The 23,439-nt window shown below is 35.2% G+C and carries 26 protein-coding genes; 12 read left to right on the top strand and 14 right to left on the bottom strand.

What is annotated here, in order from left to right; genetic code table 11:
• Position 1 precedes the first annotated feature (1 nt).
• Both I5M32_RS12490 and secG read left to right on the top strand, forming a co-directional pair.
• Positions 2-1,597, top strand: coding sequence for a hypothetical protein (locus I5M32_RS12490; RefSeq protein WP_200586866.1), 1,596 nt, complete (start codon positions 2-4; stop codon positions 1,595-1,597).
• Positions 1,598-1,606: 9 nt separating this feature from the next.
• Positions 1,607-1,939, top strand: coding sequence for a preprotein translocase subunit SecG (gene secG / locus I5M32_RS12485; RefSeq protein WP_200586864.1), 333 nt, complete (start codon positions 1,607-1,609; stop codon positions 1,937-1,939).
• Between the two features lie 72 nt (positions 1,940-2,011).
• Here the strand turns inward: secG and msrA are convergent, their stop codons facing one another.
• Positions 2,012-2,560, bottom strand: a complete 549-nt coding sequence (msrA, locus tag I5M32_RS12480) for a peptide-methionine (S)-S-oxide reductase MsrA (protein WP_234461949.1) — start codon at positions 2,558-2,560, stop codon at positions 2,012-2,014.
• Positions 2,561-2,660: 100 nt separating this feature from the next.
• Here msrA and I5M32_RS12475 point away from each other — a divergent pair, with 100 nt between their 5' ends.
• Positions 2,661-3,674 (top strand): aldose epimerase family protein, encoded by a 1,014-nt coding sequence (locus tag I5M32_RS12475; RefSeq protein ID WP_200586862.1) that lies wholly within the window; start codon positions 2,661-2,663, stop codon positions 3,672-3,674.
• 7 nt (positions 3,675-3,681) lie between these two features.
• Here the strand turns inward: I5M32_RS12475 and I5M32_RS12470 are convergent, their stop codons facing one another.
• The 3 genes from I5M32_RS12470 to pgi form a co-directional block, all read right to left on the bottom strand.
• On the bottom strand, positions 3,682-4,023 hold the full coding sequence (locus I5M32_RS12470) for a HopJ type III effector protein (protein ID WP_200586860.1): 342 nt from the start codon (positions 4,021-4,023) through the stop codon (positions 3,682-3,684).
• A gap of 62 nt (positions 4,024-4,085) precedes the next feature.
• Positions 4,086-5,048: a Fic family protein gene (locus I5M32_RS12465; protein WP_200586858.1), complete on the bottom strand. Its 963-nt coding sequence runs from the start codon at positions 5,046-5,048 to the stop codon at positions 4,086-4,088.
• 119 nt (positions 5,049-5,167) lie between these two features.
• The gene (gene pgi, locus I5M32_RS12460) at positions 5,168-6,808 is read right to left on the bottom strand and encodes a glucose-6-phosphate isomerase (RefSeq protein WP_200586856.1); all 1,641 of its coding nucleotides are present in this window, start codon (positions 6,806-6,808) and stop codon (positions 5,168-5,170) included.
• 235 nt (positions 6,809-7,043) lie between these two features.
• On the opposite strand from pgi, the gene I5M32_RS12455 reads away from it, so the two are divergent.
• The 3 genes from I5M32_RS12455 (at position 7,044) to I5M32_RS12445 (ending at position 10,460) form a co-directional block, all read left to right on the top strand.
• Positions 7,044-8,360, top strand: a complete 1,317-nt coding sequence (locus I5M32_RS12455) for a M16 family metallopeptidase (RefSeq protein ID WP_200586854.1) — start codon at positions 7,044-7,046, stop codon at positions 8,358-8,360.
• Between the two features lie 45 nt (positions 8,361-8,405).
• The gene (locus I5M32_RS12450; protein WP_200586851.1) at positions 8,406-9,800 is read left to right on the top strand and encodes a M16 family metallopeptidase; all 1,395 of its coding nucleotides are present in this window, start codon (positions 8,406-8,408) and stop codon (positions 9,798-9,800) included.
• A 228-nt stretch (positions 9,801-10,028) separates the two neighbouring features.
• The gene (locus I5M32_RS12445; RefSeq protein ID WP_200586849.1) at positions 10,029-10,460 is read left to right on the top strand and encodes a nuclear transport factor 2 family protein; all 432 of its coding nucleotides are present in this window, start codon (positions 10,029-10,031) and stop codon (positions 10,458-10,460) included.
• 142 nt (positions 10,461-10,602) lie between these two features.
• On the opposite strand, the gene I5M32_RS12440 is transcribed toward I5M32_RS12445, so the two are convergent.
• Both I5M32_RS12440 and I5M32_RS12435 read right to left on the bottom strand, forming a co-directional pair.
• On the bottom strand, positions 10,603-11,346 hold the full coding sequence (locus tag I5M32_RS12440) for a LytR/AlgR family response regulator transcription factor (RefSeq protein ID WP_200586847.1): 744 nt from the start codon (positions 11,344-11,346) through the stop codon (positions 10,603-10,605).
• Entirely contained in the window at positions 11,343-12,392 is a 1,050-nt protein-coding gene (locus I5M32_RS12435) for a sensor histidine kinase (RefSeq protein WP_200586845.1), read from the bottom strand. Before I5M32_RS12435 ends, I5M32_RS12440 begins: the two co-directional genes overlap by 4 nt.
• Before the next feature lie 248 nt (positions 12,393-12,640).
• On the opposite strand from I5M32_RS12435, the gene I5M32_RS12430 reads away from it, so the two are divergent.
• Positions 12,641-13,156 (top strand): DUF2452 domain-containing protein, encoded by a 516-nt coding sequence (locus I5M32_RS12430; RefSeq protein ID WP_200586843.1) that lies wholly within the window; start codon positions 12,641-12,643, stop codon positions 13,154-13,156.
• On the opposite strand, the gene I5M32_RS12425 is transcribed toward I5M32_RS12430, so the two are convergent.
• Positions 13,107-13,937: a Rossmann-fold NAD(P)-binding domain-containing protein gene (locus I5M32_RS12425; protein WP_200586842.1), complete on the bottom strand. Its 831-nt coding sequence runs from the start codon at positions 13,935-13,937 to the stop codon at positions 13,107-13,109. The genes I5M32_RS12430 and I5M32_RS12425 overlap by 50 nt on opposite strands.
• Positions 13,938-14,015: 78 nt before the next feature.
• Here I5M32_RS12425 and I5M32_RS12420 point away from each other — a divergent pair, with 78 nt between their 5' ends.
• Both I5M32_RS12420 and I5M32_RS12415 read left to right on the top strand, forming a co-directional pair.
• Positions 14,016-14,702, top strand: a complete 687-nt coding sequence (locus I5M32_RS12420) for an OmpA family protein (RefSeq protein WP_200586840.1) — start codon at positions 14,016-14,018, stop codon at positions 14,700-14,702.
• 196 nt (positions 14,703-14,898) lie between these two features.
• Entirely contained in the window at positions 14,899-15,345 is a 447-nt protein-coding gene (locus I5M32_RS12415) for a hypothetical protein (protein WP_200586838.1), read from the top strand.
• 86 nt (positions 15,346-15,431) lie between these two features.
• On the opposite strand, the gene recA is transcribed toward I5M32_RS12415, so the two are convergent.
• From recA to I5M32_RS12385, 6 genes are all read right to left on the bottom strand, one after another.
• Entirely contained in the window at positions 15,432-16,460 is a 1,029-nt protein-coding gene (gene recA / locus I5M32_RS12410; RefSeq protein ID WP_200586836.1) for a recombinase RecA, read from the bottom strand.
• Between the two features lie 137 nt (positions 16,461-16,597).
• Positions 16,598-17,350, bottom strand: coding sequence for an endonuclease III (gene nth, locus I5M32_RS12405; protein WP_200586834.1), 753 nt, complete (start codon positions 17,348-17,350; stop codon positions 16,598-16,600).
• Between the two features lie 44 nt (positions 17,351-17,394).
• A complete protein-coding gene (locus tag I5M32_RS12400; protein WP_200586832.1) occupies positions 17,395-18,015 on the bottom strand; it encodes a rhomboid family intramembrane serine protease in 621 nt (206 codons plus the stop codon).
• 44 nt (positions 18,016-18,059) lie between these two features.
• Positions 18,060-18,293 carry a 4a-hydroxytetrahydrobiopterin dehydratase gene (locus tag I5M32_RS12395; protein WP_200586824.1) on the bottom strand — a complete coding sequence of 78 codons (234 nt, stop codon included), beginning with the start codon at positions 18,291-18,293 and terminating at the stop codon, positions 18,060-18,062.
• Positions 18,290-18,643 (bottom strand): MmcQ/YjbR family DNA-binding protein, encoded by a 354-nt coding sequence (locus tag I5M32_RS12390; RefSeq protein WP_200586822.1) that lies wholly within the window; start codon positions 18,641-18,643, stop codon positions 18,290-18,292. Before I5M32_RS12390 ends, I5M32_RS12395 begins: the two co-directional genes overlap by 4 nt.
• A 3-nt stretch (positions 18,644-18,646) precedes the next feature.
• Complete coding sequence (locus tag I5M32_RS12385) at positions 18,647-19,390, bottom strand: hypothetical protein (protein ID WP_200586820.1); 744 nt, start codon at positions 19,388-19,390, stop codon at positions 18,647-18,649.
• Positions 19,391-19,510: 120 nt separating this feature from the next.
• On the opposite strand from I5M32_RS12385, the gene pepT reads away from it, so the two are divergent.
• Positions 19,511-20,752: a peptidase T gene (gene pepT, locus I5M32_RS12380; RefSeq protein WP_200586818.1), complete on the top strand. Its 1,242-nt coding sequence runs from the start codon at positions 19,511-19,513 to the stop codon at positions 20,750-20,752.
• Between the two features lie 52 nt (positions 20,753-20,804).
• The gene (locus I5M32_RS12375; protein ID WP_200586816.1) at positions 20,805-21,374 is read left to right on the top strand and encodes a DUF1003 domain-containing protein; all 570 of its coding nucleotides are present in this window, start codon (positions 20,805-20,807) and stop codon (positions 21,372-21,374) included.
• A 185-nt stretch (positions 21,375-21,559) separates the two neighbouring features.
• On the opposite strand, the gene I5M32_RS12370 is transcribed toward I5M32_RS12375, so the two are convergent.
• Positions 21,560-21,844: an ATP-dependent Clp protease adaptor ClpS gene (locus tag I5M32_RS12370; RefSeq protein WP_200586815.1), complete on the bottom strand. Its 285-nt coding sequence runs from the start codon at positions 21,842-21,844 to the stop codon at positions 21,560-21,562.
• A gap of 203 nt (positions 21,845-22,047) precedes the next feature.
• Here I5M32_RS12370 and dacB point away from each other — a divergent pair, with 203 nt between their 5' ends.
• Positions 22,048-23,439: a D-alanyl-D-alanine carboxypeptidase/D-alanyl-D-alanine endopeptidase gene (dacB, locus tag I5M32_RS12365; RefSeq protein ID WP_200586814.1), complete on the top strand. Its 1,392-nt coding sequence runs from the start codon at positions 22,048-22,050 to the stop codon at positions 23,437-23,439.

Raw genomic sequence — 23,439 nt, 5'->3', positions numbered from 1 at the left:
CGTGAGCAAACAATTAACCGAAGCCGATAAATTTTTGAGTTACCATTCCAATCCAATCCAGGTAGGTAAAAATCAGCTTTCGGAGCTCAATTCTTTAATCAATGAATATCCATATTGCCAAAGCTTACATTTTTTAGCCGCAAAAGCGGCAGCAGAAGACCATGAAAAAGCAAGCTATCTTGCTAATGCCGCAACCTTCGCTTCTTCTAGGGAAACGCTGTTTGATTTTCTCGAAAATCCCTTAAACTTCCATACTCCCATATCAAAACAAGAAGAAATAACAGAACTTGTTGAAGAACAAAACAGCAATCCAGATTTTGGACAAGCCTTCGGTATTGATTTAAACCAAACTATTGTTAAGGAGAAGGTTGAAGATGAGGAGGATAAGGTTGAGGATAAAGAGGTTGAGGTTGAGAAGGTTGAGGTTGAGGAAGAAAAGACCGATGAGATAGTAAATGAGGTTGAGGAAGATGAGGTTGAGGAAGAAAAGACCGATGAGATAGTAAATGAGGTTGAGGGTAAAGAGGTTGAGGAGGATAAGGTTGAGGAAGAAAAGACCGATGAGATAGTAAATGAGGTTGAGGAAGATGAGGTTGAGGAGGATAAGGTTGAGGAACAAACACAAGAAGGAACATCAGCGGTTGCAGAAAATAAGGCTGAAATTGTTGCTGAAAATGAAAATCTAGAAAAGCCAGAAAAAGAACATGATCAGGCTTTCGCCGATGTTGAAACGGAAAGAAACTTGGAGGGGCAAACAATTGAGGTTGAGAAGGTTGAGGTTGAGGCAAAAGAGGTTGAGGAGGTTGAGGAGGATAAGACCGATGAGATAGTAAATGAGGTTGAGGAAGGAAAGGTTGAGGTTGAGGAAGAAAAGACCAATGAGATAGTAAGTGAGGTTGAGGTTGAGGAGGATAAGGTTGAGGAAGAAAAGGTTGTGGATAAAGTTGAAAATGACCAGCCTGAAAGGAAGAAAAAATCTTTAGAAGAGATATTGTTCGATAGTCCGGCACAATCAGATTTTTTTGCTTTCTCGATAGATAAAACATCGAATAAAGAAAAGCCATCAGAAAACGCCGAAGAAAAAATTGTTCAATACCATGATGATACTTTGCCTTATACCTTTTTATGGTGGCTTAATAAAACCAGGAAAGAACACGCGAGCAATAATCAGCCTTATACAAAAAGAAAAACTGCCCAACAACAAACGGCAATTATAGAAAGCACCCTAAACCATCAAATTGCAGAAAATATATTCCACCTAAGGAGCGTAGATGAGGTTGTAGAAAACAAAAAAGAAACAAATTTTACCGTTCCGTATGATTTTAGACAAAAAGAACATAAAATAATAGAGAAATTTATTGCCGAAGAACCCCAGATAAAACCACCTGCTGCAAATAAAATAGATACAGAAAACAAAGCAAAGAAAAGCTCTGAGGATAGCAACGAGGTGGTTTCTGAGACCTTGGCCAAGATTTATGTGGAGCAGATGCTTTATCACAAAGCCTTAGATGTTTACAAAAAATTAAGTTTGAAATATCCAGAAAAAAGCACTTACTTTGCAAGCCAAATAAAATATTTAGAGTTAAAAGTTAATTAGAAAATAAGTATGGTTACGTTTTTAGTGATTTTAGGAATTTTAGTTAGTATTGTTATCGTATTACTTATTTTAGTGCAAAACCCTAAAGGTGGCGGCCTTACCTCTGGTTTTTCTTCTTCAAACAATATTATTGGCGTACAACGTACCGGAGATTTCTTAGAAAACGGAACTTGGGGATTGGCAATAGCTATTATGGTTATCGCTATTTTGGTTAATATTTCTGCCTCAAAATCTGGTGCTACGGTAAAGTCCGACTCTAAAATACAAGAACAGATCGATAAAACCGCCGCTCCATCTGCATTGCCACAAATGCCTACCACAACAGATACTACAAAGAAATAATATATTCTTATTACCTAAAAAAGACCTTTTAGCTTTCGTTAAAAGGTCTTTTTTGTTTTAACGATATTTCTTTTAAAGTAGCTCTGGTTTAATTTTATCCCTAAAATTTGCTGCAAACTTTTGCAGTTTAGGTTCTATTACCGCCATGCAATAACCTTGGCTTCTGTTGTTTATAAAATAATTTTGATGGTGGTCTTCTGCTTTGTAAAATTTATCAACCGCAGATATTTCTGTAACAATAGGCTTAGAGAACACTTTCTTTGCATTTAATTGATCGATCATTTCTTCAACGTTTTTTCTTTGCCCTTCATCCTCATAAAAAACAACCGATCGGTATTGTGTGCCTTTATCTGCACCTTGCTGATTTAAGGTTGTTGGATCATGGGTTTTAAAAAAAACCAGCAATAATTCTTGAAATGAAACCACATCAGCATCATAAGAAAGCTGTATTATTTCTGCATATCCGGTTTTGCCTGCGCAAACCGCTTGGTAAGTTGGCTTTTCGGTTTGGCCGCCCATATATCCCGAAGTTACACTTTGCACTCCGTTAAGCGCCGTAAATATTGCTTCTGTACACCAAAAACATCCTCCACCAAAATTTGCCCTTTTAATATTCATCATCTACAAACGATAAATCTTAGTTTTAGTTTTATCAAATTCTTGCTAGATATTATCAATAATTTTAACAATTTAGACGATAATTACCATAAAGAAATCTAAGATGAAGTTGCAACTTTTTACATTAACCAACCAAAATAACATGAAGGTAACCATTACTAACCTTGGGGGTAGGGTGGTAAGCATCTTCGTACCAGATAAAAATGGTAAAATGGTTGATGTTGCTTTGGGTTATGATAATTTACAATGCTACTTAAAAGATAATGAACCTTATTTTGGTGCTATTATAGGTAGGTATGGAAATAGGATTGCCAAGGGAAAATTTAGTTTAGGTAATAAAGAATATCGATTAGAAATAAACAACGGCCCAAATGCTTTGCATGGTGGCAGCGATGGTTTTCATAACAAGGTTTGGCAAGCAGAACAAATTGATGATCACGTTTTAATACTCGGTTTGTTTAGCCCCGATGGGGAAGGTGGGTATCCCGGAAATCTGAACGTTAAAGTAACTTATTCTTTAACCCCAGAAAATGCTTTAAAAATAGATTATGAAGCTGAAACAGACAAGAAAACCATTATTAACCTAACCAATCATTCTTATTTTAATTTAGATGGGGAGGGAAACCTTTCTATCTCTGACCATGTTTTAACTATTGATGCAGATCATATAGTTGAAGTAGATGAAACCGCTATTGCTACCGGTAATTTATTAACGGTAGAAAATACCCCATTCGATTTTAGGAAACCTAAATCTATCGGCAATCATATTGATGATGAACATCAGCAAATAAGGTTTGGGCAAGGTTATGACCATACTTTTGTTTTCAATAAAAAGGAAGGTTTAGAAAAAGTAGCTTCAATTTATAGTGATAAAACAGGTATAAATTTAGATGTTTTTACCGAGGAACCCGGGCTGCAATTATATACGGGCAACTTTTTAGATGGGAAAGATAAAGATGGGAAAAACGGTAATCCTTATCCGCATCGTTCTGGGTTTTGTTTAGAAACACAGCATTTCCCAGATTCCCCAAACCAGCCAAATTTCCCCTCAACCGTATTAAACGTCGGAGAAACTTATAATACCACCACCATTTATCAATTCGGGATCCATCAATAAAAAATGATCACTTAGCGGTTAAAGCAACATCTTCAAATTTAACCCCATCCCAACCATTAGCCATAAACTGACGGATGTTTTGGTGGTCATTATCTTCTGATGTGTTTAAAACAGCTTGATAGTGTTCTGCAAATAAAGTTAAAGTGTTTTCTTTTGATAAATTATTCAGTTGCGCAAAACAGAAAACCTTTGCGCTGCCCTGGTTTTGATAATTTTCATTGTAGGCCTCGCCATTTTTAAAAGCAGTTGGTGTATGGTTATAATTTTCATCAATGAAATAGATCACATCTGAAAATTGTATTTTATTCTCTTTTAAATTGGTAATTAAGTTTTGGATTTTGTCTTTCATTTTAGATTTTAAAACGCAAATATAATATCAGATTTTCTCTATTTAGTTTTTTTTGAGAACAATTATGATTGATCTATAGCAAGATATTTACTTAAATTTCTACTGCCAATTTTTCTTATTTTTTTTAAACCAATGGCTTTTAAAAGGTCTCTACTTGCAGTGGCTGTAGAAATATCTTTAAAAACATTCATATAATCTTTGCGTGAAAACTCCTTATTTCCCAAATCTAAAAAATAACTGATCCGCTGTAAATCGTTTAAAGTTCTGTTTTTGTAGGATAACAATTCTTTTAATGATTGATCTATTATATCAAGCATAAAAGAAATAAATAAAGTTGAGTTACCTTCTCTATCGCTAAGTGATAGAGATTTATAATAATCATCTTGATTTTTATAGATCAGTGTTTCAAATGATAGAAACTCGAATACTGGGAATTCTTCCATCAAGATTAAAGTTTGCCAAAGTCTTCCCATTCTGCCATTGCCATCTAAAAAAGGATGGATAAATTCCATTTCATAATGAAATACACAACTTTTGATTAGCGTTAACTCATCCTCACTCTTTAAATAATTGAATAAATCTTTCATTAAATAAGGTACGTTTTGATGGGGAGGAGCAATGTGGGTTATTTGTTCTCCTTTAGAAATCCCTACACTTTTATTTCTATAATTCCCAGCATTATCTATCAAACCTTTCATCAATATTTGATGTGCTCTTAAAAAAGATTTACTAGAAACTGATTTGAATTTATTTATCTGATCATAAACTTCTATTGCATTTTTAACTTCTAAAATGTCTTTCTTAGGCGCTAAAACAAATTGATCATCAATAATTGCTGAAATTTGTTCTTGGCTAAGTGTGTTGCCTTCTAAACTTAAAGAAGAATGAATGGTTTTGATCTTGTTTTGTTTTCTTAACTGTGGAGAAGTTTTACTTAAATAATTAGCCTTTACCTCGCCTAATTTTATTGAAACAGAGGTTATTAATCTTAGAATTTCAGAAGTTATTTGATATGGAGGTTTCATTCGATAGCATCATTTGATACTATCAAAGATAAAATTTTAATCTACACCATAAAAAAATCCTTGTTGGGTGTTACACACAAGGATTAAATTCTTATTTAAGATTAGTTTAATCGAAATCGCTATCTCCAATCTTTATATAAGTTAATCAGCCCATTGGTAGAGCTATCATGAGAAGAAACTGGGTTGTTTTCTTTTAATTCTGGAAGAATTTTCCCGGCAAGTTGTTTACCCAATTCTACCCCCCATTGATCAAAGCTAAAAATGTTCCAGATAATGCCCTGTACAAAAATCTTATGCTCATACATGGCTATTAAAGAACCCAAAACCCTTGGGGTAATCATTTTTACCATGATAGAATTTGTAGGCCTGTTACCTTCAAAAACCTTAAACGGTGCAATCTTGTCTCTCTCGTCCTGATTTTTGCCTCTCATTTCTTCCAAAACTTCCTCTTCGGTTTTACCGTTCATCAAGGCTTCTGTTTGGGCAAAAAAGTTTGATAAAAGCATTTTATGATGTTCGCCGAGTGGGTTATGTGATTTTGCTGGAGCAATAAAATCACAAGGGATTAATTTTGTACCCTGATGGATCAATTGGTAAAATGCGTGTTGGCCGTTTGTGCCCGGTTCTCCCCAAATTACTGGGCCAGTTTGGTAGTTAACCTCATCGCCATTTCTATCAACATGCTTGCCGTTACTTTCCATATCTCCTTGCTGAAAGTAAGCTGCAAAACGGTGCATATATTGATCGTATGGAAGAATTGCCTCGGTTTCTGCTTCAAAGAAATTGTTGTACCAAATGCCTATTAAAGCTAAAATTACAGGCATATTTTGGTCAAACTCTGTATTTCTAAAATGGTTGTCCATCTCATGGGCACCACTAAGCAATTCCTCAAACTTATCAAAACCTATCGAAAGCGCAATTGGTAAACCTATAGCACTCCATAAAGAATATCGTCCGCCTACCCAATCCCAAAAACCAAACATATTTTGGGTATCGATACCAAATTTGCTAACGCCATCTTCATTAGTAGAAAGAGCGGCAAAATGCTTTGCAACATCTGCATCGGCTGCGCCACTTTCTAAGAACCAATTTCTTGCGCTATGTGCATTGGCCATGGTTTCTTGTGTGGTAAAAGTTTTAGAGGCCACTAAAAACAAAGTGGTTTCTGGGTTTAATTTTTTCAAGGTCTCTACAATGTGCGTCCCATCAACGTTAGAAACAAAATGTAGGTTTAAATGATTTTTATAAGATTTTAGTGCCTCTGTAACCATCACAGGCCCAAGATCAGAACCGCCGATACCTATATTTACAACATCTGTAATCGTTTTGCCGGTATAACCTTTCCAAGAACCAGAAATTATTGCCTCAGAGAAATTTTTCATCTTCGCCAAAACCTCGTTTACATCTGCCATCACATCTTTACCTTCAAACATTACAGGGGTATTGCTCCTGTTCCTCAATGCCGTATGTAAAACTGCCCTATCTTCTGTTTCGTTGATTTTCTCTCCATTAAACATGGCGTTTATCGCATTTTCCAACTCACATTCTTTAGCAAGTTGAAATAACAAAGCCATCGTTTTCTCATCTATCCTGTTTTTAGAATAATCAAGAAAAATATCGTTAAAAAGAAGGGAGAATTTTTTGAAACGCTCGGGGTCTTTAGCAAATAAATCTTTCATGTGCGTATCTGCCATATCAACCAAATGATTTGAAAGATATTCGTAAGCCTGCGTTTGGGTAAAATTGATTTTAGAAAGCATGTCCTTTTGTTTTTTGGCAAAGATAAAATTTTATTACCTGTATCGGGACTATTTTGAAAGTGAAAAAAATTGGAGCATGATCATTTTGATTCTAAGGGTTTACAAAACCTTTAAAATCCCTTAATCTCATTAATCCTGATAAAGACAAAAAACAAAAACCTTATTCCTATTAATCATGATACAATCAAAGAAATAGTGGGGATAATTCTTAAATTGCATATCCTAAAATTTAATTATGATAAAGAAAATTATAACTGCTTTGTTATTGGTTGCCAGCACCCAACTTTACGCCCAAAACAAAGTTGACGATGTTAAAGCATTTACCTTAAAGAACGGAATGAAGTTTTTGGTTTTGGAAGATGCTTCTATCCCCAATGCCAATATGTATTTATTCTATAATGTGGGCTCTAGAAACGAACATCCGGGGATTACCGGTTTATCGCATTTTTTTGAACACATGATGTTTAACGGCGCAAAAAAATACGGGCCTAAGATGTTTGATAGAACCATGGAGTTTAATGGTGGGGCAAATAACGCCTACACTACCGAGAATGTTACCGTTTATACCGATTGGTTTCCTTCAAAAGCCTTAGAAACCATTTTTGATTTAGAAAGCGACCGCATTGAGAACCTAAGCATCGACCCAAAATATGTGAAATCAGAGCGTGAAGTAGTATTATCAGAAAGAAGAACTGGTTTAGAAAATTCGCCTTGGAGAACACTGGGCGAACAGGTAAGCGCAACAGCTTTTCAAGAACACCCTTACCATTGGAGCGTGATCGGGTATGAAGAAGATATTAAAAACTGGACAAAAGAAGATCTAGAGAATTATTTTAAAACCTATTACGCACCAAACAATTGTACGGTTGTTATCTCTGGAAACATTAAACTAGCAGATGTTAAAAGATTGGCCGAAAAATATATGGCTCCTATACCCGCACAAAAACCGGGGCCAAAAGTACATTTGGTAGAGCCTCCTCAAACCGGCGAACGTAGAATTACTGTTAAAAAAGAAGTGAACGCACCTTATATGATCGTTGCCTACCATGTCCCTAATTCTAAAGACAAAGATTATTACGCCTTAGACATTTTGAGTTCTATTTTAACCGGGGGTAATTCTTCTAGGTTATACCATTCTTTGGTAGATGAAAACCAATTGGCTACCAGCGTTTTTTCTGATTACCGAGCAAGTTTTGATCCCACCTTATTTGAAATTTATGCCTCTGCTAATAAAGGAAAATCTACAGATTCTATAGAAAACGCCATATACAAAGTTATTGATCAAATTGCAAAAGATGGGATAACAGATAAAGAGCTAGAAAAAACTAAAAACCAGAAACTGATGAGCTTTTATCGCTCTATAGAAACAATTGATGGCAAATCTAATAGCTTGGGAACTTATGAATTATTCTTTGGCGATTATAAAAGAATGTTTTCTGCCCCAGATGAATATGCAAAAGTAACCAAAGAGGATGTTAAACGCGTAGCAAATCAGTACTTTAAAAAATCTAACAGAACAGTTGGTATCTTAAAATCAAACGTAGAAGAGTAAAAAGTTATAAGTTTAAAGAGGCCTAAAATCTCATATCTAATTAACATGAAGAAAATATTATCAATAACTATGTTGGTTGCTTTAATAGTAACCGCACCAATAAAAAAATCTAATGCACAGGCTGCCTTTAAAGTTCCGGCTTATGAAAAAACGACATTAAAAAATGGCTTAACCATTTATTTGATGGAGCAGCATGAGGTGCCTACCATTAGCGTTTCTATGGTTATACCTGCGGGCGCAATTTATGATGGCGATAAAAATGGGCTTGCATCTTTTACTGCCGATGGTTTGCAATACGGCACAAAAAACTTTTCTAAATCTCAAATTGAAGAGCAGTTAGATTTTTTAGGCGCATCGTTAAACACCTATTCTAGTAAAGAATTTGCAGGCTTATCTGCCAAATTTGCAAAAACCGATCAAGACAGAGTATTCCCCATCATCAAAGAAGTGTTGCTTTATCCTGTTTTTGATGCAAAAGAATTTGAGAAAGAAAAAACCAGGGCTTTGCAAAACCTCATTAGGGCAAAAGAAAGCCCAAGAAACGTAATCAATGATTATTGGGACAAATTTATTTATGGCGATCACCCGTATGCAAACCCGGTTGGTGGCAAATCAAGTACTTTAAAAAACATAACAATTGATGATTTAAAATCCTTTTACCAGAAAAATTATATCCCAAATGGTTCTGCAATTGCCATTGTTGGCGATTTCAACACTAAAACTATGAAGGATAAAATTTCTAACCTTTTTAAGGATTGGAAAAAAGGAGAAGGAAATAGTTTAAAAATTACAACACCAGAACCTTTACCAAATAAAGCAAGGGTTTTATTGGTTGATAAAGAAGATGCAAGGGAAACAACCCTATTAATTGGTGGTAAGGGAATTAAAAGAAACAACCCAGATTATGTAGCTATACAAGTTATAAACACCGTTTTGGGAGGCAGGTTTACCTCTTGGCTAAACGACGAATTAAGAGTAAACTCTGGTTTAACCTATGGCGCAAGAAGTGGTTTTGCACCACTTAAAAATGCGGGTACATTTAGCGTTTCTACATTTACTGCAACAAAAACTACCCAACCTACCATTGATAAAACATTAGGGGTTTTAAAGAAAATTCATGAGAAAGGAATAGACGATGAGACCCTAGCATCTGCAAAAAACTATATTAACGGACAGTTCCCTCCAGATTATGAAACTTCTGGGCAATTAGCAGGTTTGCTTACGCAAATGTTTTGGTACGGATTTGACGAATCTTACGTTAATAATTTCCAAGCAAATGTTAACAGCTTAACATCGGCGAAGGCCAAAGAGATAATTGCCAAATATTTCCCCGATGAAAACCTGCAATTCTTGTTTATTGGTAAAGCTGCGGATATAAAAAACATAGTAGAAAAGTATGGCACACTTTCAGAAAAAGATATTAAAGCAGATGGGTTTTAACTGAAGAAAACAAAAATAATAATAAAGCCCATGATTGAATCCATGGGCTTTTTTGTTTAAAATAAGTTTTTAAAAAAGCTTGTATGGGTTAAAATTATTCGTAATATAAAATATAATAATCTGTTTTTTAGTTAATTATAAAATTTAATTCTAATATCTGTAACTTTTGGTTAAATGGCTGCGTCTATTTAGAAAAGCAATTAGAAAAATTAAAACCCTAAAAAAATCATGAAAAATTTAAACATTAAAACCACCCTTTTAGCTTTGGCACTATTAGTAAGCTTTAGCTCTTTTGTAAAAGCAAACTACTTAACAGAAGGAACCAATCTGCAGTTTAGCGTAAACAGTTATATAAACAAAATTAAAACTGGCTCTTACAAAGAATTGACCAATATCTTAGCCGACGACGTAAAATTTAACATGACCAGAAATGGGAAAGTTGTTACGCATGGCAAAAGAGAAGAGCTTGCTTTTATGAAGCAAAACAAAGATGTGGTACAACAATGTAAAGTAGAATCTGCAACTTTAGTAAGTACCGCTAACTACAGCTTGGTAAAAATAAGTTCTGTTTATGCAAACTTTACAAGAGTAGATTTTGTAACCTTAGTAAAAGCAAAAAACAATTGGCAAATCACAGATGTAACCACAGATTATAAATAAAATTTGATTGATCTTAAAAAAATATTTTGTCATTCAGAAATGAATTCGGGGTCTTATCAAAAATGGTTATCATGATGCTTAACCTGCAAGTTAGATACTGAAACAAGTTTAGTATGACAAAATATTATTATTTCCCAAAATACTAAATATCAAAACGTTTTCTCAAAGCCTCAGAATTGCCCCGGCTACTGGTAAATTTAATTTGCTCTTTATTGTTCATCACAAAAACCAAAGCACCATTAAAGCTTTTTCTTATCTCCTTTATAAAATTTGTATTGATAATTACACCCCTATGGATCCTACAAAAATCGTCGGGAAGCTTTTCTTCTAAACCACTCAAGGTAAAATCGGTAAGGTGTTTACTTCCATCTTCGGTATGTAAAAAAACATATTTGTCTTCTGCCTCAATGGCAACAATCCTATCTAAGGCAATCAATAGGATCTTATCGCCAATTTTAACTGTTAAAGTTTTAATCTCTTTCTTTGGCTTTAGTTCGTTTAGTAATTGTTGTAAAGGTAACGCCATCGGTTTATGCGTTTCTTGCAGCTTTTCCATGCTTTTTTCCAAACGTTCTTTCTCTATTGGTTTCAATAAATAATCTAAAGAATTTTCTTCAAAAGCTTTAATGGCATATTGATCATAAGCGGTAGTAAAAATCACTTTTGGTTGCTTTTTAATTTTAGAAAGCATTTCAAAGCCGTTCATTACTGGCATTTCTATATCCAAAAAAATCATATCGGGCTGCATTTCTTCTACCAGCTTTAAACCCTCTTTCCCATTGCTGGCTTCGGCAATAATTTCTATGAACTTATACGGAGTTAATAATCTGGTTAACCTTTGGCGAGCCAATTCTTCATCGTCAATAATTATACAAGTGATGTTCATACGTTCGGGATTGTGATTTTTATCAATTTTTCAGGTTCGTTACTTATCAGCAGCGCATATCTATCGCCATATAAAAGTTGTAATTTTTCATAGGTACTTTGCAACCCATAACCGGCATTCAATTCTTCGGGGAAAGGTTTTCCATTATCAGAAACCATCAAAACAATTTCTTTTTCTTGCTTAAATATTACCAAAGTTAGTTCCCCTGCTTCAATTTTATCTTTTAAACCATGTTTTAGCGCATTCTCAATTAAAGGCTGTAAAATAAAACGAGGAATTAAAATATTTAAAGTGTCATCAGCAATATCCATAGTAAAATTAATACGATCGCCAAAACGTACTTTTTCAATATCTAAATAGGTCTTCGCAATTTCTACCTCTTCTTTTACTGATGTTAGATTTTCATTTTGGGTATTAATGCTATACCTAAATAATTTAGAAAGCTTTAAGGTCATATCTTCTGCCCTATCCGCATCGATATGGATCAAACTTGCTATACTGTTTAAAGAATTATATAAAAAATGAGGGTTGATGCGGGACTGCAGGGATTGCAACTCTGCTTGGGTTTTCATTTGGTTAAGCTTTACTATATCAAGCTCTTTTTTCTTTAATTGCACCTCTAAATTTGCTCTTTGGCCTTGGTAAACACCCACAATAGTAGTAACAACCAAAGAAATCAATAAATTGATCAAAAGCTGTTTAGGCTCAGAAAAAACAGCATAACTGGTATGTAAAACAAAAATTTTGAGTATAAAAGTACAGGCCTCGGTAGCGATCGTCATGCCCACCAAAGCAGCAGAATAGTACAGGCCCCAGATAAAATAAATATTCTTCGGGATATATTTTGCCCTGTAATTATCCACCATTTTTATCAGAAAAGAAATAGATGTGGCGATAGAAACACTATACATAAACGTAACCCCGATGTAGGTCCATTGAATTTTATTGGTAGAAACCAAGTAAAAAACTACCAGAACAAGGGCAACTATCAGCCCTAGCTTAAAACCATTTAAAAAACATTTAAAAAAATCTTTTATCCCTAACATCTTATGGCTAAGTTAAAACTTTGAAATTTGGTTCCGGCTTAAAACCGCTCAATTGCAATATATCACTATGAATGGTTTTTTTTATACGATGAAACAAAAACCATAAGCCAGAATAATGGTTTATAAAATAATTTGGGCGTTTGGGAGGTCAGCCAGCTGGCGGGTATATCTTTTTTTGTAATCCTTATATTCCGCTCTGGATGAAAAAAAAAAAGATGCCGATTAGATTCCTAACGCAGCAATCAACAATGTTTATCAAAAGAACCATGACAGCTAATTCTACAAAAGACCCTGCACAAGAAACAGAATATTATACCGGCGAAGCCAAATTCTCACCGGTCCCAATGTCGGTTAGTTCTCCTGCAATAAAACCCATCGATAAAAATAAGATAAGGGCCAACGCCGTAGAAGCTATGCACATGCAGGCCCACCAACAAATTGCCATGCTGCGCAAACAAGCAGAACTTATTATGCAACAGGTAAAAGAAATTGAAGACAGGTTAAAAATATCAGAACTAATCTATAAAGCAGAAATGCGTTTTAAACCTGTAATGGGCCAAATTTATCATCTTTATGAAAAAGAAGAAAAAGGCAGCTTTTTAGTGAGCATGATCGCACCACAAGAATGGGGACGCTCTAAAAAGTTTAGCCGTTTTCTTTCTACCATCCGTTTACTGTCAGATTCTACTTGGGATATTTTGGATAAAGCAACGTTTAACTTTGAGGAGTTTGAGAAAGCCATTCCATTAAATCGGGATGTTTAAAATGGTAACCTGTTTTTATGATTTTTTTTGCATCAACAACTTTAAAATCTCCTTTTTCATTTAAAAACAGGGCGTTTTTACCATAAAGCTTTAAACTCGCTAGATCATAAAAATCAGTTTTTGAAGGATGCGTAGGGGCAACTCCATTGTAAGTTTGCTTCCATAACCCGTTTTCTATTACATGGCAGATCATCCCAATACAATCATCCAAATGAATAAGATTAACGGGGTTTAAACCATCGGGTATGTTTTCTTTAGCCGCAAAAAACCTCCCAGGGTGCCTATTTGGCCCAATTAAGCCCGCCATTCTTATAACGGTAGTCTCTATGTTTTCTAACCCATTAAAAATCTCCTCAGCAGCCAACATCCTCAAAGCAGGGGCAGACTTTGCCAGATCTAGTTGCTCTTCATCAACAATACGGTTAATTTCTGGATAAACAGACGTAGAAGAAATAAAAATTAATTTCTTTACGGTACTCTTGGTAACCTTATCAGCTAATTGTTTCATTTTTAACCCATAATCATCTGGTACATCCTTATTTCTTCCTGGCGGTACATTTATGATCAATAAATCAACATTTAAGAAATCGGTTAAATCATCGGTAAATTTTTCGGGATCCAATCGTACTAAATAAGGTGCAATACAATGTTCTTTTAAAACGGGTAATTTTTCTACAGAAGTGGTAGATCCTTTTATCAGATAGTTCTTATCAAGCAGTTTTATAGCTAAAGGAAATCCTAACCATCCGCATCCTAATATGGCAATACTATTTACTTCCATTTTTATCATCCCACAAAAATACAAATAAGATTTTTTGGCATTTGCTTTGTTTATAGATTGTAAATCAAAAAGTAAGTCATGAAAACTAATAAATTAAAAATAACAGCATTAAGTTTGGCCGTAGCCTTTGGGGTTACTACTGTAATGCCCGCTTGCAAATCATTAACAAAAACACAAAAAGGTGCAGGTATAGGTGCCGTTGCAGGGGGTACGATAGGCGCATTAATAGGGAAAAAAGCTGGTAATACAGCGGTTGGCGCAATAATAGGAGGCGCAATTGGTGGTACGGCCGGCGCATACATTGGCCGTAATATGGATAAACAAGCCAAGGAAATTGAACAAACGGTTCCTGGCGCACAAGTAATACCTGCGGGTGAAGGTATTATTGTGAAATTTGATTCTGGTTTGTTGTTTGAATTTGGAAAAGCATCATTATCTGCCGATGCTAAACAAAACATCAACAATTTAGCATCTTCTTTAAACAAATATCCTAATACAAATATTTTGGTAGTAGGGCATACAGATAATGTAGGTTCCGATCCCTTTAACATGAAATTATCAGAAGAAAGGGCCGCATCTGTTAAAAATTATGCAATGTCTCAAGGTGTTGATGCCAACAGGTTAAAAACAGAAGGAAAAGGCGAAACCGAACCGATTGCTTCTAATGATACCGATGCTGGAAGGGCACAAAACAGAAGGGTGGAGATTGTGATAATTGCCAATGATAAAATGAAAGCAGAGGCAAAACAAGCAACCGCTAATTAATTAGATCCTTATTTAATATAAATAAAAAAAGGAATCTTTTTATCGGTTCCTTTTTTTAGCTCCTAATTTTAAAATTGTCAATACAGTTTAATAAAAATTGATAAATTATAAAATAAAATTACAATAAATTGATTTTTTAATATTTAATTGCCTTTTTTGTATAAAATATATTAATAACACTTTAACCTCATTTATCATGTTTGGAAAATTAAATCAGATAGTAAAAGAAAGCTCTCAAAAAGATGTTTTCTTAAATGCCGGAATAGCAGAAAATTCTTTAGAAGCCGCAATTAACGAGGCATCTGGGGTAATGGTTGATGTATTGAAAAACCAGGTGGAGACTGGGAAAGCAAAAGATGTTTTAACGGTTTTTAAGGGAAGAAAATCTGAACGTGAGACGATTATTATGATAATGGTAAAGAAATTTGCGAATCGTTTAAACAGGTATTATGGGATAAATTCTTTAGAAGCAAGAAAACTATCAAATTGCATTATACCTATTGCAATGGATAAATTTATTTTAGAAATAGCAGAAGATAAAAAAGAGGGAAACGGGATTTTTCTGTTATTAAATTGGTTAGGCGGGAACAGGGTAAATTTTGAAAAATTCTTTATTAGAACTAATCAATTACAAATAGCTTAGTAACGTTATTAATTATAGCCATTTGAGTTGAAATAAAAAAAGGTGCTGACAAAATCAACACCTTTTTTTTGACGGTAAAGTTATATTTAATCTTCAGGTTCAATAATAATGTTATCTCCCGTAACAACTGCTTTTATTTTGCTTTCCAACTCGTCTGAAAGCTCTGGGTTATCTAACAATAATTGTTTAACGGCATCCCTCCCCTGCCCTAGTTTTGTTTCTCCGTAGCTAAACCAAGAACCTGCTTTTTTTACTATACCATACTCAACACCTAGATCTACAATTTCCCCAACTTTAGAAATCCCTTGGCCAAACATCACATCAAATTCGGCTATCCTAAATGGTGGCGCAACCTTATTTTTAACAATTTTTACTTTTACCCGGTTTCCAGAAACTTCATCGCTATCTTTGATTTGAGCAATTCTTCTGATATCCAAACGTACGGAAGCATAAAATTTTAGGGCGTTACCGCCGGTTGTAGTTTCTGGGCTACCAAACATTACCCCTATTTTATCACGCAATTGATTGATGAAAATACAACAGCATTTGGTTTTACTAATTGTACCCGTCAGTTTTCTTAAAGCTTGAGACATTAACCTTGCGTGAAGCCCCATTTTAGAATCTCCCATTTCGCCTTCTATCTCTCCCTTTGGCACCAATGCGGCCACAGAATCGATAACGATCACATCAATAGCACCAGAACGGATTAAATTATCTGCGATTTCTAAAGCTTGCTCTCCGTTATCGGGCTGTGAAATCAACAAATTTTCAATATCGACCCCTAATTTTTTAGCATAAAACTGATCAAATGCGTGTTCTGCATCTATAAAAGCTGCAATTCCACCCTTTTTCTGGGCTTCGGCAATAATATGGGTGGCCAATGTGGTTTTACCAGAAGATTCTGGACCATAAATTTCAATTACCCTACCTTTAGGCACCCCTCCTATCCCCAATGCAATATCCAAACCTAAAGAACCCGTAGAAATAAATTCCATAGATTCTATTGGGGCATCCCCTAGTTTCATTACGGTGCCTTTACCATAAGATTTTTCTAATTTATCTAAGGTTAATTGTAGCGCTTTTAATTTATCGCTTTTATCGTCTTTTCCGCTCATGTATAATATTTTTAGTATTTATAAGGATGATCAAATTTTGTGGATGCAAAATTGCTAAAAAAATTGGTAAAACAAAATTTTATATTTTAAACTTAAACAAGGCAATTGGTATTTCAAATAAATGTGAATAAATAGGTTTATTTAACCGCTCTCTTTTTTAGCTCTTTTGCAATTTTATCCTTTTTTAATTTGATTGATTTTTGTTTTTCCTTTTTAATTTCACGCTCTTCTTTTCGCTTTAAAGCGGAAGGCGTGTTTTGTTGCTCGTAATATTTACAAAAATGGCTAATGGCGCAAATCTCGCATTTCGGGCTTCTGGCTAAACATACATATCGCCCATGCAAAATTAACCAATGGTGGGCAATGTGTATTTTCTCTTGAGGGAGAAATTTTACCAATTGTTTTTCTACCGCTAACGGAGTTTTTGCCGCCGTTGTTAGCCCTAGGCGATTAGAAACCCTAAAAACATGGGTATCCACGGCCATTGCCGGTGCATTATAAATTACGGATGCGATTACATTAGCCGTTTTACGTCCAACGCCAGGCATTTTTTGCAAATCATCGATGCTTTCTGGTACAGTTCCACCAAACTGGGTTAATAAAACGTTGGCCATGCCCACTAAATGCTTGGCCTTATTATTTGGATAACTTACCGAGCGGATATAGGTAAAAACCTCATCAGGTGTTGAGCTTGCTAAAGACGCTGCTGTTGGATAACGCCCAAATAGTTGAGGTGTGATTTGGTTGATGCGTTTATCTGTACATTGTGCAGAAAGTATAACGGCTATCAACAACTCAAAAGGATTGGAGTAATTCAATTCCGTTTCTGCTTCGGGTTGTTTATCAGAAAAATACTCTACAAAAGCTTGATAACGTTCTTTTTTTAGCATAATGAGATTACGAAATTATTTTGCTTTAACATAACTATGGTTTTCTAAAACCATTTGTTTTGTACGCTAGCAACAAATATTTGCAAAGCTTGCGGATATAAAGCAAGTGTTATAAAAACCCCTGCCAAAGCCCCATAAAAATGCGCATCGTGGTTAATACCATCATTAGATTTTCTGCCAGCGTATGATGTATATATCAAAAATAAAACACCGTAAATTACAGCAGGGATAGGGAAAGGGATAGGGAAAATAATCAGCGTGGTTAAGGGAGAAAACATAATGAAACTAAACACTACGGCACAAACTGCCCCAGATGCCCCTAAACTATGGTAATGAAAATTATCTTTATGCTTATATATGGAAGGTAGATCGCATAAAATTAAACTTAAAATATATAGCAATGCAAATTGCCAATGCCCTATGGTTTGCTCTAAATTAAAAGCAAAAAAGTAGTAAGAGAGCATATTAAATATCAAATGCGACCAATCTTTATGCACCATGCCGCTGGTAATCAACTGGTAAACGTTTTTCCCCCTCGCTACGCTATAAGGATGTAGCATAAATTTCCCATAAGTTTCTGGGTTGTAGAAAGCATAAATACTGGTAACTATGGTAAAAACAAAAATTAAGGAAGATACTGGAGAGGAATTAAATATTTCTTGCATGAAATGCTAATAATGAAGATTTGAAAAAATTTGAAACTGACGAATTAAGCAAACTTATCAATTTCTGCCGCCAGTTTATGGTCTTTTTCTGTAACAATATCGCCTGCATCATGGGTAGAAAGTTTAATGGATACTTTGTTGTAAACATTGCTCCACTCTGGGTGATGGCCCATTTTTTCGGCTACTATTGCCACTTTTGTCATAAATGCGAAAGCGGCTATAAAATCATCGAACTTAAAATCTTTAATTAATTTATTGTCTTTTTCTAACCAACTCATAAATTCTCTATTTCTTGTTTTAAACTTTTCGGTAAGCCCTCATAAACCAATTGATAAGAATCATCAACTAGTTCTTTTAAAAGCTTTTCAGAAAGACTACCATCATAATAAACAGTATTCCAATGCTTTTTGTTCATGTGGTAGCCTGGGACAATTTCGGGATACTTTTCTCTTAGCAATACTGCTTTTTCTGGATTGCATTTGGCGTTAAAACTATTGGGATTTTCTAAACTGGTTAAAAGAAAAACTTTATTTGCAACCTTAAAAACAAGTGTATCGTTACCAAAAGGAAAGCTTTCTGTAGCCCCCAACTTATTTAAACAATAAGTTCTAAGGGTTTCAATATTCATAATCTATCTATAATACAAACCTTTAGGGCCAAAAAGGTATTTAACGGAAACCCCTAAAGTGGTGTAAACATCATTATTCTTATTGTTGAAAATCCTTGGGTCATCGGCATACCCATCAATATCATCAGAAAGCGTGAAATCCATCTTATAATTAAACCCAATAACAAACCTTGTTTCTTGGTAAGCATCATAGATGTTCAAATTGTATCCAATAGATGCCGGAAAAGATACTACCCCACTAAATTTACTTTTACCCAGATCGTTAGGGTGTTGGCGACTAGGAAATGTACCTGAGCCAAAATCGGCAACATTGTTGGACCCACCTATAAAACCTATGCCAAAGCCTGCATTAACGTTTCTTATGGCATATAAAAACGGACTATAAGAAAAATCTATGAATTGCCCCACCGCAACATTACCCCTAATTTCTATTGATGAGAATTTAGAAACAAACGCCCTGTTATATTTATCTGTACCGCCTTTTAATTGTACTTGGTTATACTCTAAACCGGCGGTTATAAAGGGCGTAAAGTAATAATCTAAAGAGCCTCCAAATGTATTTGACTTATTTATGAAAAGAGTTTTCTTAGGGGCAAAACCCGGAATCGAGCCACCAGGCCCATAACTAAGGCCGGTAAAACTACTAGAAAGCCCAGCGGATAGCCCAACTCCGATCCTACTAAAATTAGCCTGAGAATAAGCCTTTAGCGCTCCAAATAATAAAAGTGTAAGGATTATTTTTTTCAAACTGCTTATATCTACGGTAAAACTAGAATTTTTACTAATTAATCTTTTCTTTTGTTTTATTTTAGCAAGATTAAGCCCTAAAAATATTTCAAATAATCCGTTAATCAAAATTCTATCGAAATGAAATTTAACTATACTGTTTTACAACGATTTATAAAGTATGTAAAAATAGATACGCAATCGGATGGTAGCTCTAAAAATATACCTTCTACAGAGAAACAAAAGAATCTTTCAAAGATATTGGTAAACGAATTATTAGAAATGGGGATTTCTGATGCACATTTAGACGATAAAGGCTATGTATATGCAACGATACCTTCAAATTCTGATAAAAAAGTGCCAACAATTTGTTTTTGCTCTCATGTAGATACCTCGCCAGATTGTAGCGGTGCTAATATTAAACCGATCATCCATAAAAATTATCAAGGAGAGGACCTGGTTTTGCCCGATGATAAAAGCGTTGTGTTAAAAACAGAAAATCATCCCGATCTAAAAAATCAAATTGGCAATAACATTATCACCGCAAGCGGAACTACACTTTTAGGCGCTGATAATAAAGCAGGTGTTGCCGAAATTATGGATGCGGCTTATCATTTGATCAATCATCCTCAATTAAAACATGGAGAAATAAAAATTTTATTTACGCCAGACGAAGAGATTGGGAGGGGCGTGGATCATGTGGATATTGAAAAGCTAAATGCCAACTTTGGTTATACCATAGACGGAGAAACTTTAGGCTCTTTTGAAGATGAAACTTTTAGCGCAGATGGTATGCAAATTATGATAAATGGCGTAAGTGCGCATCCCGGTTTTGCGAAGGCCAAAATGCAGAGCGCCATTAAAATTGCGGCAGAAATAATTGCGGCATTGCCAAAAGATAGGTTATCTCCAGAAAGCACCCATCAAAAAGAAGGTTTTGTACATCCGGTTAATATAGAAGGGCAAGTAGAAAACGCCCAAATAGATTTAATTATCCGCGATTTTGAAGATGAGAAACTTAAACAACATGAAGATGAAGTGAAAGATATTACCTTAAAAGTTTTAGAAAACTATCCGGGCGCAAGTGTAGAATTTAAGATAATAGAGCAATATCGTAACATGAAAAAGGTAATAGATAAATACCCTAAAATAAGTGAATATGCCTTAAAGGCGATTGAAAGAGCAGGAGTAAAACCTTTAAAAAGGAGCATTAGAGGAGGCACAGATGGCTCTAGGTTGTCTTTTATGGGTTTACCTTGCCCAAATATTTTTGCCGGCGAGCATGCTTTTCATGGTAAACAAGAGTGGGTATCTGAACAGGATATGCAAGCAGCCGTAAGAACGATAGTTAATTTAGCCATGATCTGGGAAGAAAAAGCTTAAGGCATAAAAGTTTAATACATGAAGTTTTAACCGTTAAAATCATCAAATAAAGATGTCTAAATCGAAATATAATAACCTATTGCATACCAATAACGCCAACTTGGATAAGCTGCACCAAATTGTAGTAAAAGCGGTAGAAGAAGAGCAATTGCTTTCTAAAAGATTAGAGAACGACAACATCAATACAAAATTGAATTTTGCCGATAAGCTATCGGATAAAGTGGCAAACTTTGGGGGCAGTTGGAAGTTTATTATTTTATTTTCTGTTTTCTTATGCTTTTGGATGTGCCTTAACGTATTTATTTTCTTAAATAAAGGCTTTGATCCTTATCCCTTTATCTTGCTTAATCTGATTTTATCAACCATTGCCGCCATACAAGCCCCGGTAATTATGATGAGCCAAAACCGAAAAGAAGAGCGTGATAGAAAAAGAGCCGAAGACGACTACATGGTTAATCTGAAATCTGAAATAGAGCTGAGAAACTTACACGAAAAGATAGACCTATTGATAACCGAACAAATGAAAAACTTGTTTGAGATACAGAAATCACAGATGGATAAAATCCAGCAATTAGATGATCGGTTAAAGAATCATCTTAAAAAACCGTTAGATCATAAGTAGGTGGATAATCCGAGCAGGGGTTCTCTGTGAGAGAGCTTGTCGGGACGGTATATGGACTCCGAGCAGGGTCCTCTGCGAGAGACCCTGCCGGGACACGAAAGAGACCCTGTCGGGACATTGATTGCCCGAGCAGGGTCTTCTGCGAGACCCTGCCGGGACGGAGATCCCTGCAGTGACACTGATCCTTAATCAACAGAAACCGTCAACCCTTCTTGTTGCAATATTTTTCGATAAACTTCCATCTCTGTAAAAGAGCCTTCTAAGATGGCACATTTACCTTCGTTATGCACAGTCCAAGCGATCTTTTCTGATTGAGGTTCAGAATAATCAAGATATTTCATCAAGCAGCGGATAACATGCTCAAAAGAATTAACATCATCATTCCATAAAATTAAACGATGTACCACCTTTAAGGCACTTAAAACTTCATCTAAAGTAAATGTCTCTTCTTGTGTTTCTGTTTGGGCCATTTTTATTGGCAATTTACGGGTATTTTTCAATGCCCTAATTTAGATAAATTTTAAAAAAGCTTGTAGGTTTATTTTGAATAAGGGAATATTTTATCCTGATACAGAGCTTTAAGGATCATTTAATCTATGATAGATTTTTTCTTAATCATAAAAAAAGCGATCAAAATTCGTTAGTCTATCTACATCTCTTAATTTTGTGTTTCATGAAAAAACCTATCACCATTATATTTTCTTTTCTGATCATTACTGCATCGGCGAAAGACCAAACCTTGCCCATAAAAATCAAAAAAGCTTTTGAAAATTTATTATCAAACAACCAGCTCAAATATGCAACTGTTTCTTTTTCTGTTTTAAATGCCACAAACGGAGAACTTGTTTTTGGCGATAAACAAAATATCGGAGTTGCAACGGCATCTACCTTAAAAACGATCACATCGGCAACGGCTTTGGCCCTATTGGGCCAAGATTTCACGTTTAGCACCCAAATAGCCTATTCTGGCGAAGTACTTAACAGTGTTTTAAACGGAAACCTCATTATCAAAGGTGGCGGCGACCCAACTTTGGGCAGCCCCCGTTGGGATAAAACAAAGAAATCGCAAATATTGAACAAGGTTTTGTTTGCTTTGCAGCAAAAGGGAATTAAATCTATCAACGGGAAGGTGTTGGCAGATGTGAGCGATTGGGATACGCAATCATTGCCCATCGGTTGGATATGGCAAGATATAGGCAATTATTACGCAGCCGGAACATCGCAACTATGCTGGGGAGAAAATCTTTTTGATTTGAGTTTTACGGTCGGAAAAACTGAAGGCTCTTCGGTTAAGATCAATAACCCTGCTATTTACCCGTTTTTAAATATCACTAACGAATTAACAACCGGAGCAAATGGATCGGGAGATAATGTTTATGCTTATTCTGCACCTTACACCTCAGAAATTTATTTAAGGGGAACTTATGCCAAAGATCTAAATAAGGATATTGGGATTTCTTTGCCAGACCCAGCTTTGGCGATGGCTTATGATGTTGCCGATTTTTTAAATAAGAATGGATTTGAGACCAAACCATCGGCGGCGGCCAAAACAATTGAGAAGCAGGTAGATTTAAAACCTTTATCAACTATCGTTTCGCCACCTTTAAAAGAGATCGTTTATTATCTCAATAAAAAAAGCATCAACTTGTATGCAGAGCAATTGCTGCGCACCATTGGCTACAAATTCGGTAAAAACACTTCTACCAAAGAAGGTGTTAAAACGATGCAAAAATTTTGGGCAGCAAAGGGAATTGACGATGCAAGTTTAAATGTTGTAGATGGCAGCGGGCTTTCGCCACAAGACCGAGTGACTACCTTAACCATGGCTAAAGTTTTATATGAAGCAAAAAAAGAAAACTGGTTTGATAGCTATTTTTCTAGTTTGCCCATTTACAATGGTTTACACATGAAAAGCGGTACAATTACTGATGTTTTGGCCTATGCCGGATACGTAGATCCCGAAGGTAAAACACCGCTTTGTTTCTCTTTGATCATCAATAATTATAATGGCAGTTCTGCTACTATGCGGCAAAAAATGTTTGGCCTTTTGGATAGCTTAAAATAA

Source organism: Pedobacter segetis, from assembly GCF_016623585.1.
Lineage (GTDB): Bacteria > Bacteroidota > Bacteroidia > Sphingobacteriales > Sphingobacteriaceae > Pseudopedobacter > Pseudopedobacter segetis.
This window is presented reverse-complemented; position numbering and strand designations above follow the sequence as displayed.

Excerpts from the sequence above, each read along its gene's own strand:
- secG (WP_200586864.1), top strand. The coding sequence starts at position 1,607 with ATGGTTACGTTTTTAGTGATTTTAGGAATTTTAGTTAGTATTGTTATC.
- msrA (WP_234461949.1), bottom strand. The coding sequence starts at position 2,560 with ATGATGAATATTAAAAGGGCAAATTTTGGTGGAGGATGTTTTTGGTGT.
- I5M32_RS12475 (WP_200586862.1), top strand. The coding sequence starts at position 2,661 with ATGAAGTTGCAACTTTTTACATTAACCAACCAAAATAACATGAAGGTA.
- I5M32_RS12470 (WP_200586860.1), bottom strand. The coding sequence starts at position 4,023 with ATGAAAGACAAAATCCAAAACTTAATTACCAATTTAAAAGAGAATAAA.
- I5M32_RS12465 (WP_200586858.1), bottom strand. The coding sequence starts at position 5,048 with ATGAAACCTCCATATCAAATAACTTCTGAAATTCTAAGATTAATAACC.
- pgi (WP_200586856.1), bottom strand. The coding sequence starts at position 6,808 with ATGCTTTCTAAAATCAATTTTACCCAAACGCAGGCTTACGAATATCTT.
- I5M32_RS12455 (WP_200586854.1), top strand. The coding sequence starts at position 7,044 with ATGATAAAGAAAATTATAACTGCTTTGTTATTGGTTGCCAGCACCCAA.
- I5M32_RS12450 (WP_200586851.1), top strand. The coding sequence starts at position 8,406 with ATGAAGAAAATATTATCAATAACTATGTTGGTTGCTTTAATAGTAACC.
- I5M32_RS12445 (WP_200586849.1), top strand. The coding sequence starts at position 10,029 with ATGAAAAATTTAAACATTAAAACCACCCTTTTAGCTTTGGCACTATTA.
- I5M32_RS12440 (WP_200586847.1), bottom strand. The coding sequence starts at position 11,346 with ATGAACATCACTTGTATAATTATTGACGATGAAGAATTGGCTCGCCAA.
- I5M32_RS12435 (WP_200586845.1), bottom strand. The coding sequence starts at position 12,392 with ATGTTAGGGATAAAAGATTTTTTTAAATGTTTTTTAAATGGTTTTAAG.
- I5M32_RS12430 (WP_200586843.1), top strand. The coding sequence starts at position 12,641 with ATGTTTATCAAAAGAACCATGACAGCTAATTCTACAAAAGACCCTGCA.
- I5M32_RS12425 (WP_200586842.1), bottom strand. The coding sequence starts at position 13,937 with ATGGAAGTAAATAGTATTGCCATATTAGGATGCGGATGGTTAGGATTT.
- I5M32_RS12420 (WP_200586840.1), top strand. The coding sequence starts at position 14,016 with ATGAAAACTAATAAATTAAAAATAACAGCATTAAGTTTGGCCGTAGCC.
- I5M32_RS12415 (WP_200586838.1), top strand. The coding sequence starts at position 14,899 with ATGTTTGGAAAATTAAATCAGATAGTAAAAGAAAGCTCTCAAAAAGAT.
- recA (WP_200586836.1), bottom strand. The coding sequence starts at position 16,460 with ATGAGCGGAAAAGACGATAAAAGCGATAAATTAAAAGCGCTACAATTA.
- nth (WP_200586834.1), bottom strand. The coding sequence starts at position 17,350 with ATGCTAAAAAAAGAACGTTATCAAGCTTTTGTAGAGTATTTTTCTGAT.
- I5M32_RS12400 (WP_200586832.1), bottom strand. The coding sequence starts at position 18,015 with ATGCAAGAAATATTTAATTCCTCTCCAGTATCTTCCTTAATTTTTGTT.
- I5M32_RS12395 (WP_200586824.1), bottom strand. The coding sequence starts at position 18,293 with ATGAGTTGGTTAGAAAAAGACAATAAATTAATTAAAGATTTTAAGTTC.
- I5M32_RS12390 (WP_200586822.1), bottom strand. The coding sequence starts at position 18,643 with ATGAATATTGAAACCCTTAGAACTTATTGTTTAAATAAGTTGGGGGCT.
- pepT (WP_200586818.1), top strand. The coding sequence starts at position 19,511 with ATGAAATTTAACTATACTGTTTTACAACGATTTATAAAGTATGTAAAA.
- I5M32_RS12375 (WP_200586816.1), top strand. The coding sequence starts at position 20,805 with ATGTCTAAATCGAAATATAATAACCTATTGCATACCAATAACGCCAAC.
- I5M32_RS12370 (WP_200586815.1), bottom strand. The coding sequence starts at position 21,844 with ATGGCCCAAACAGAAACACAAGAAGAGACATTTACTTTAGATGAAGTT.
- dacB (WP_200586814.1), top strand. The coding sequence starts at position 22,048 with ATGAAAAAACCTATCACCATTATATTTTCTTTTCTGATCATTACTGCA.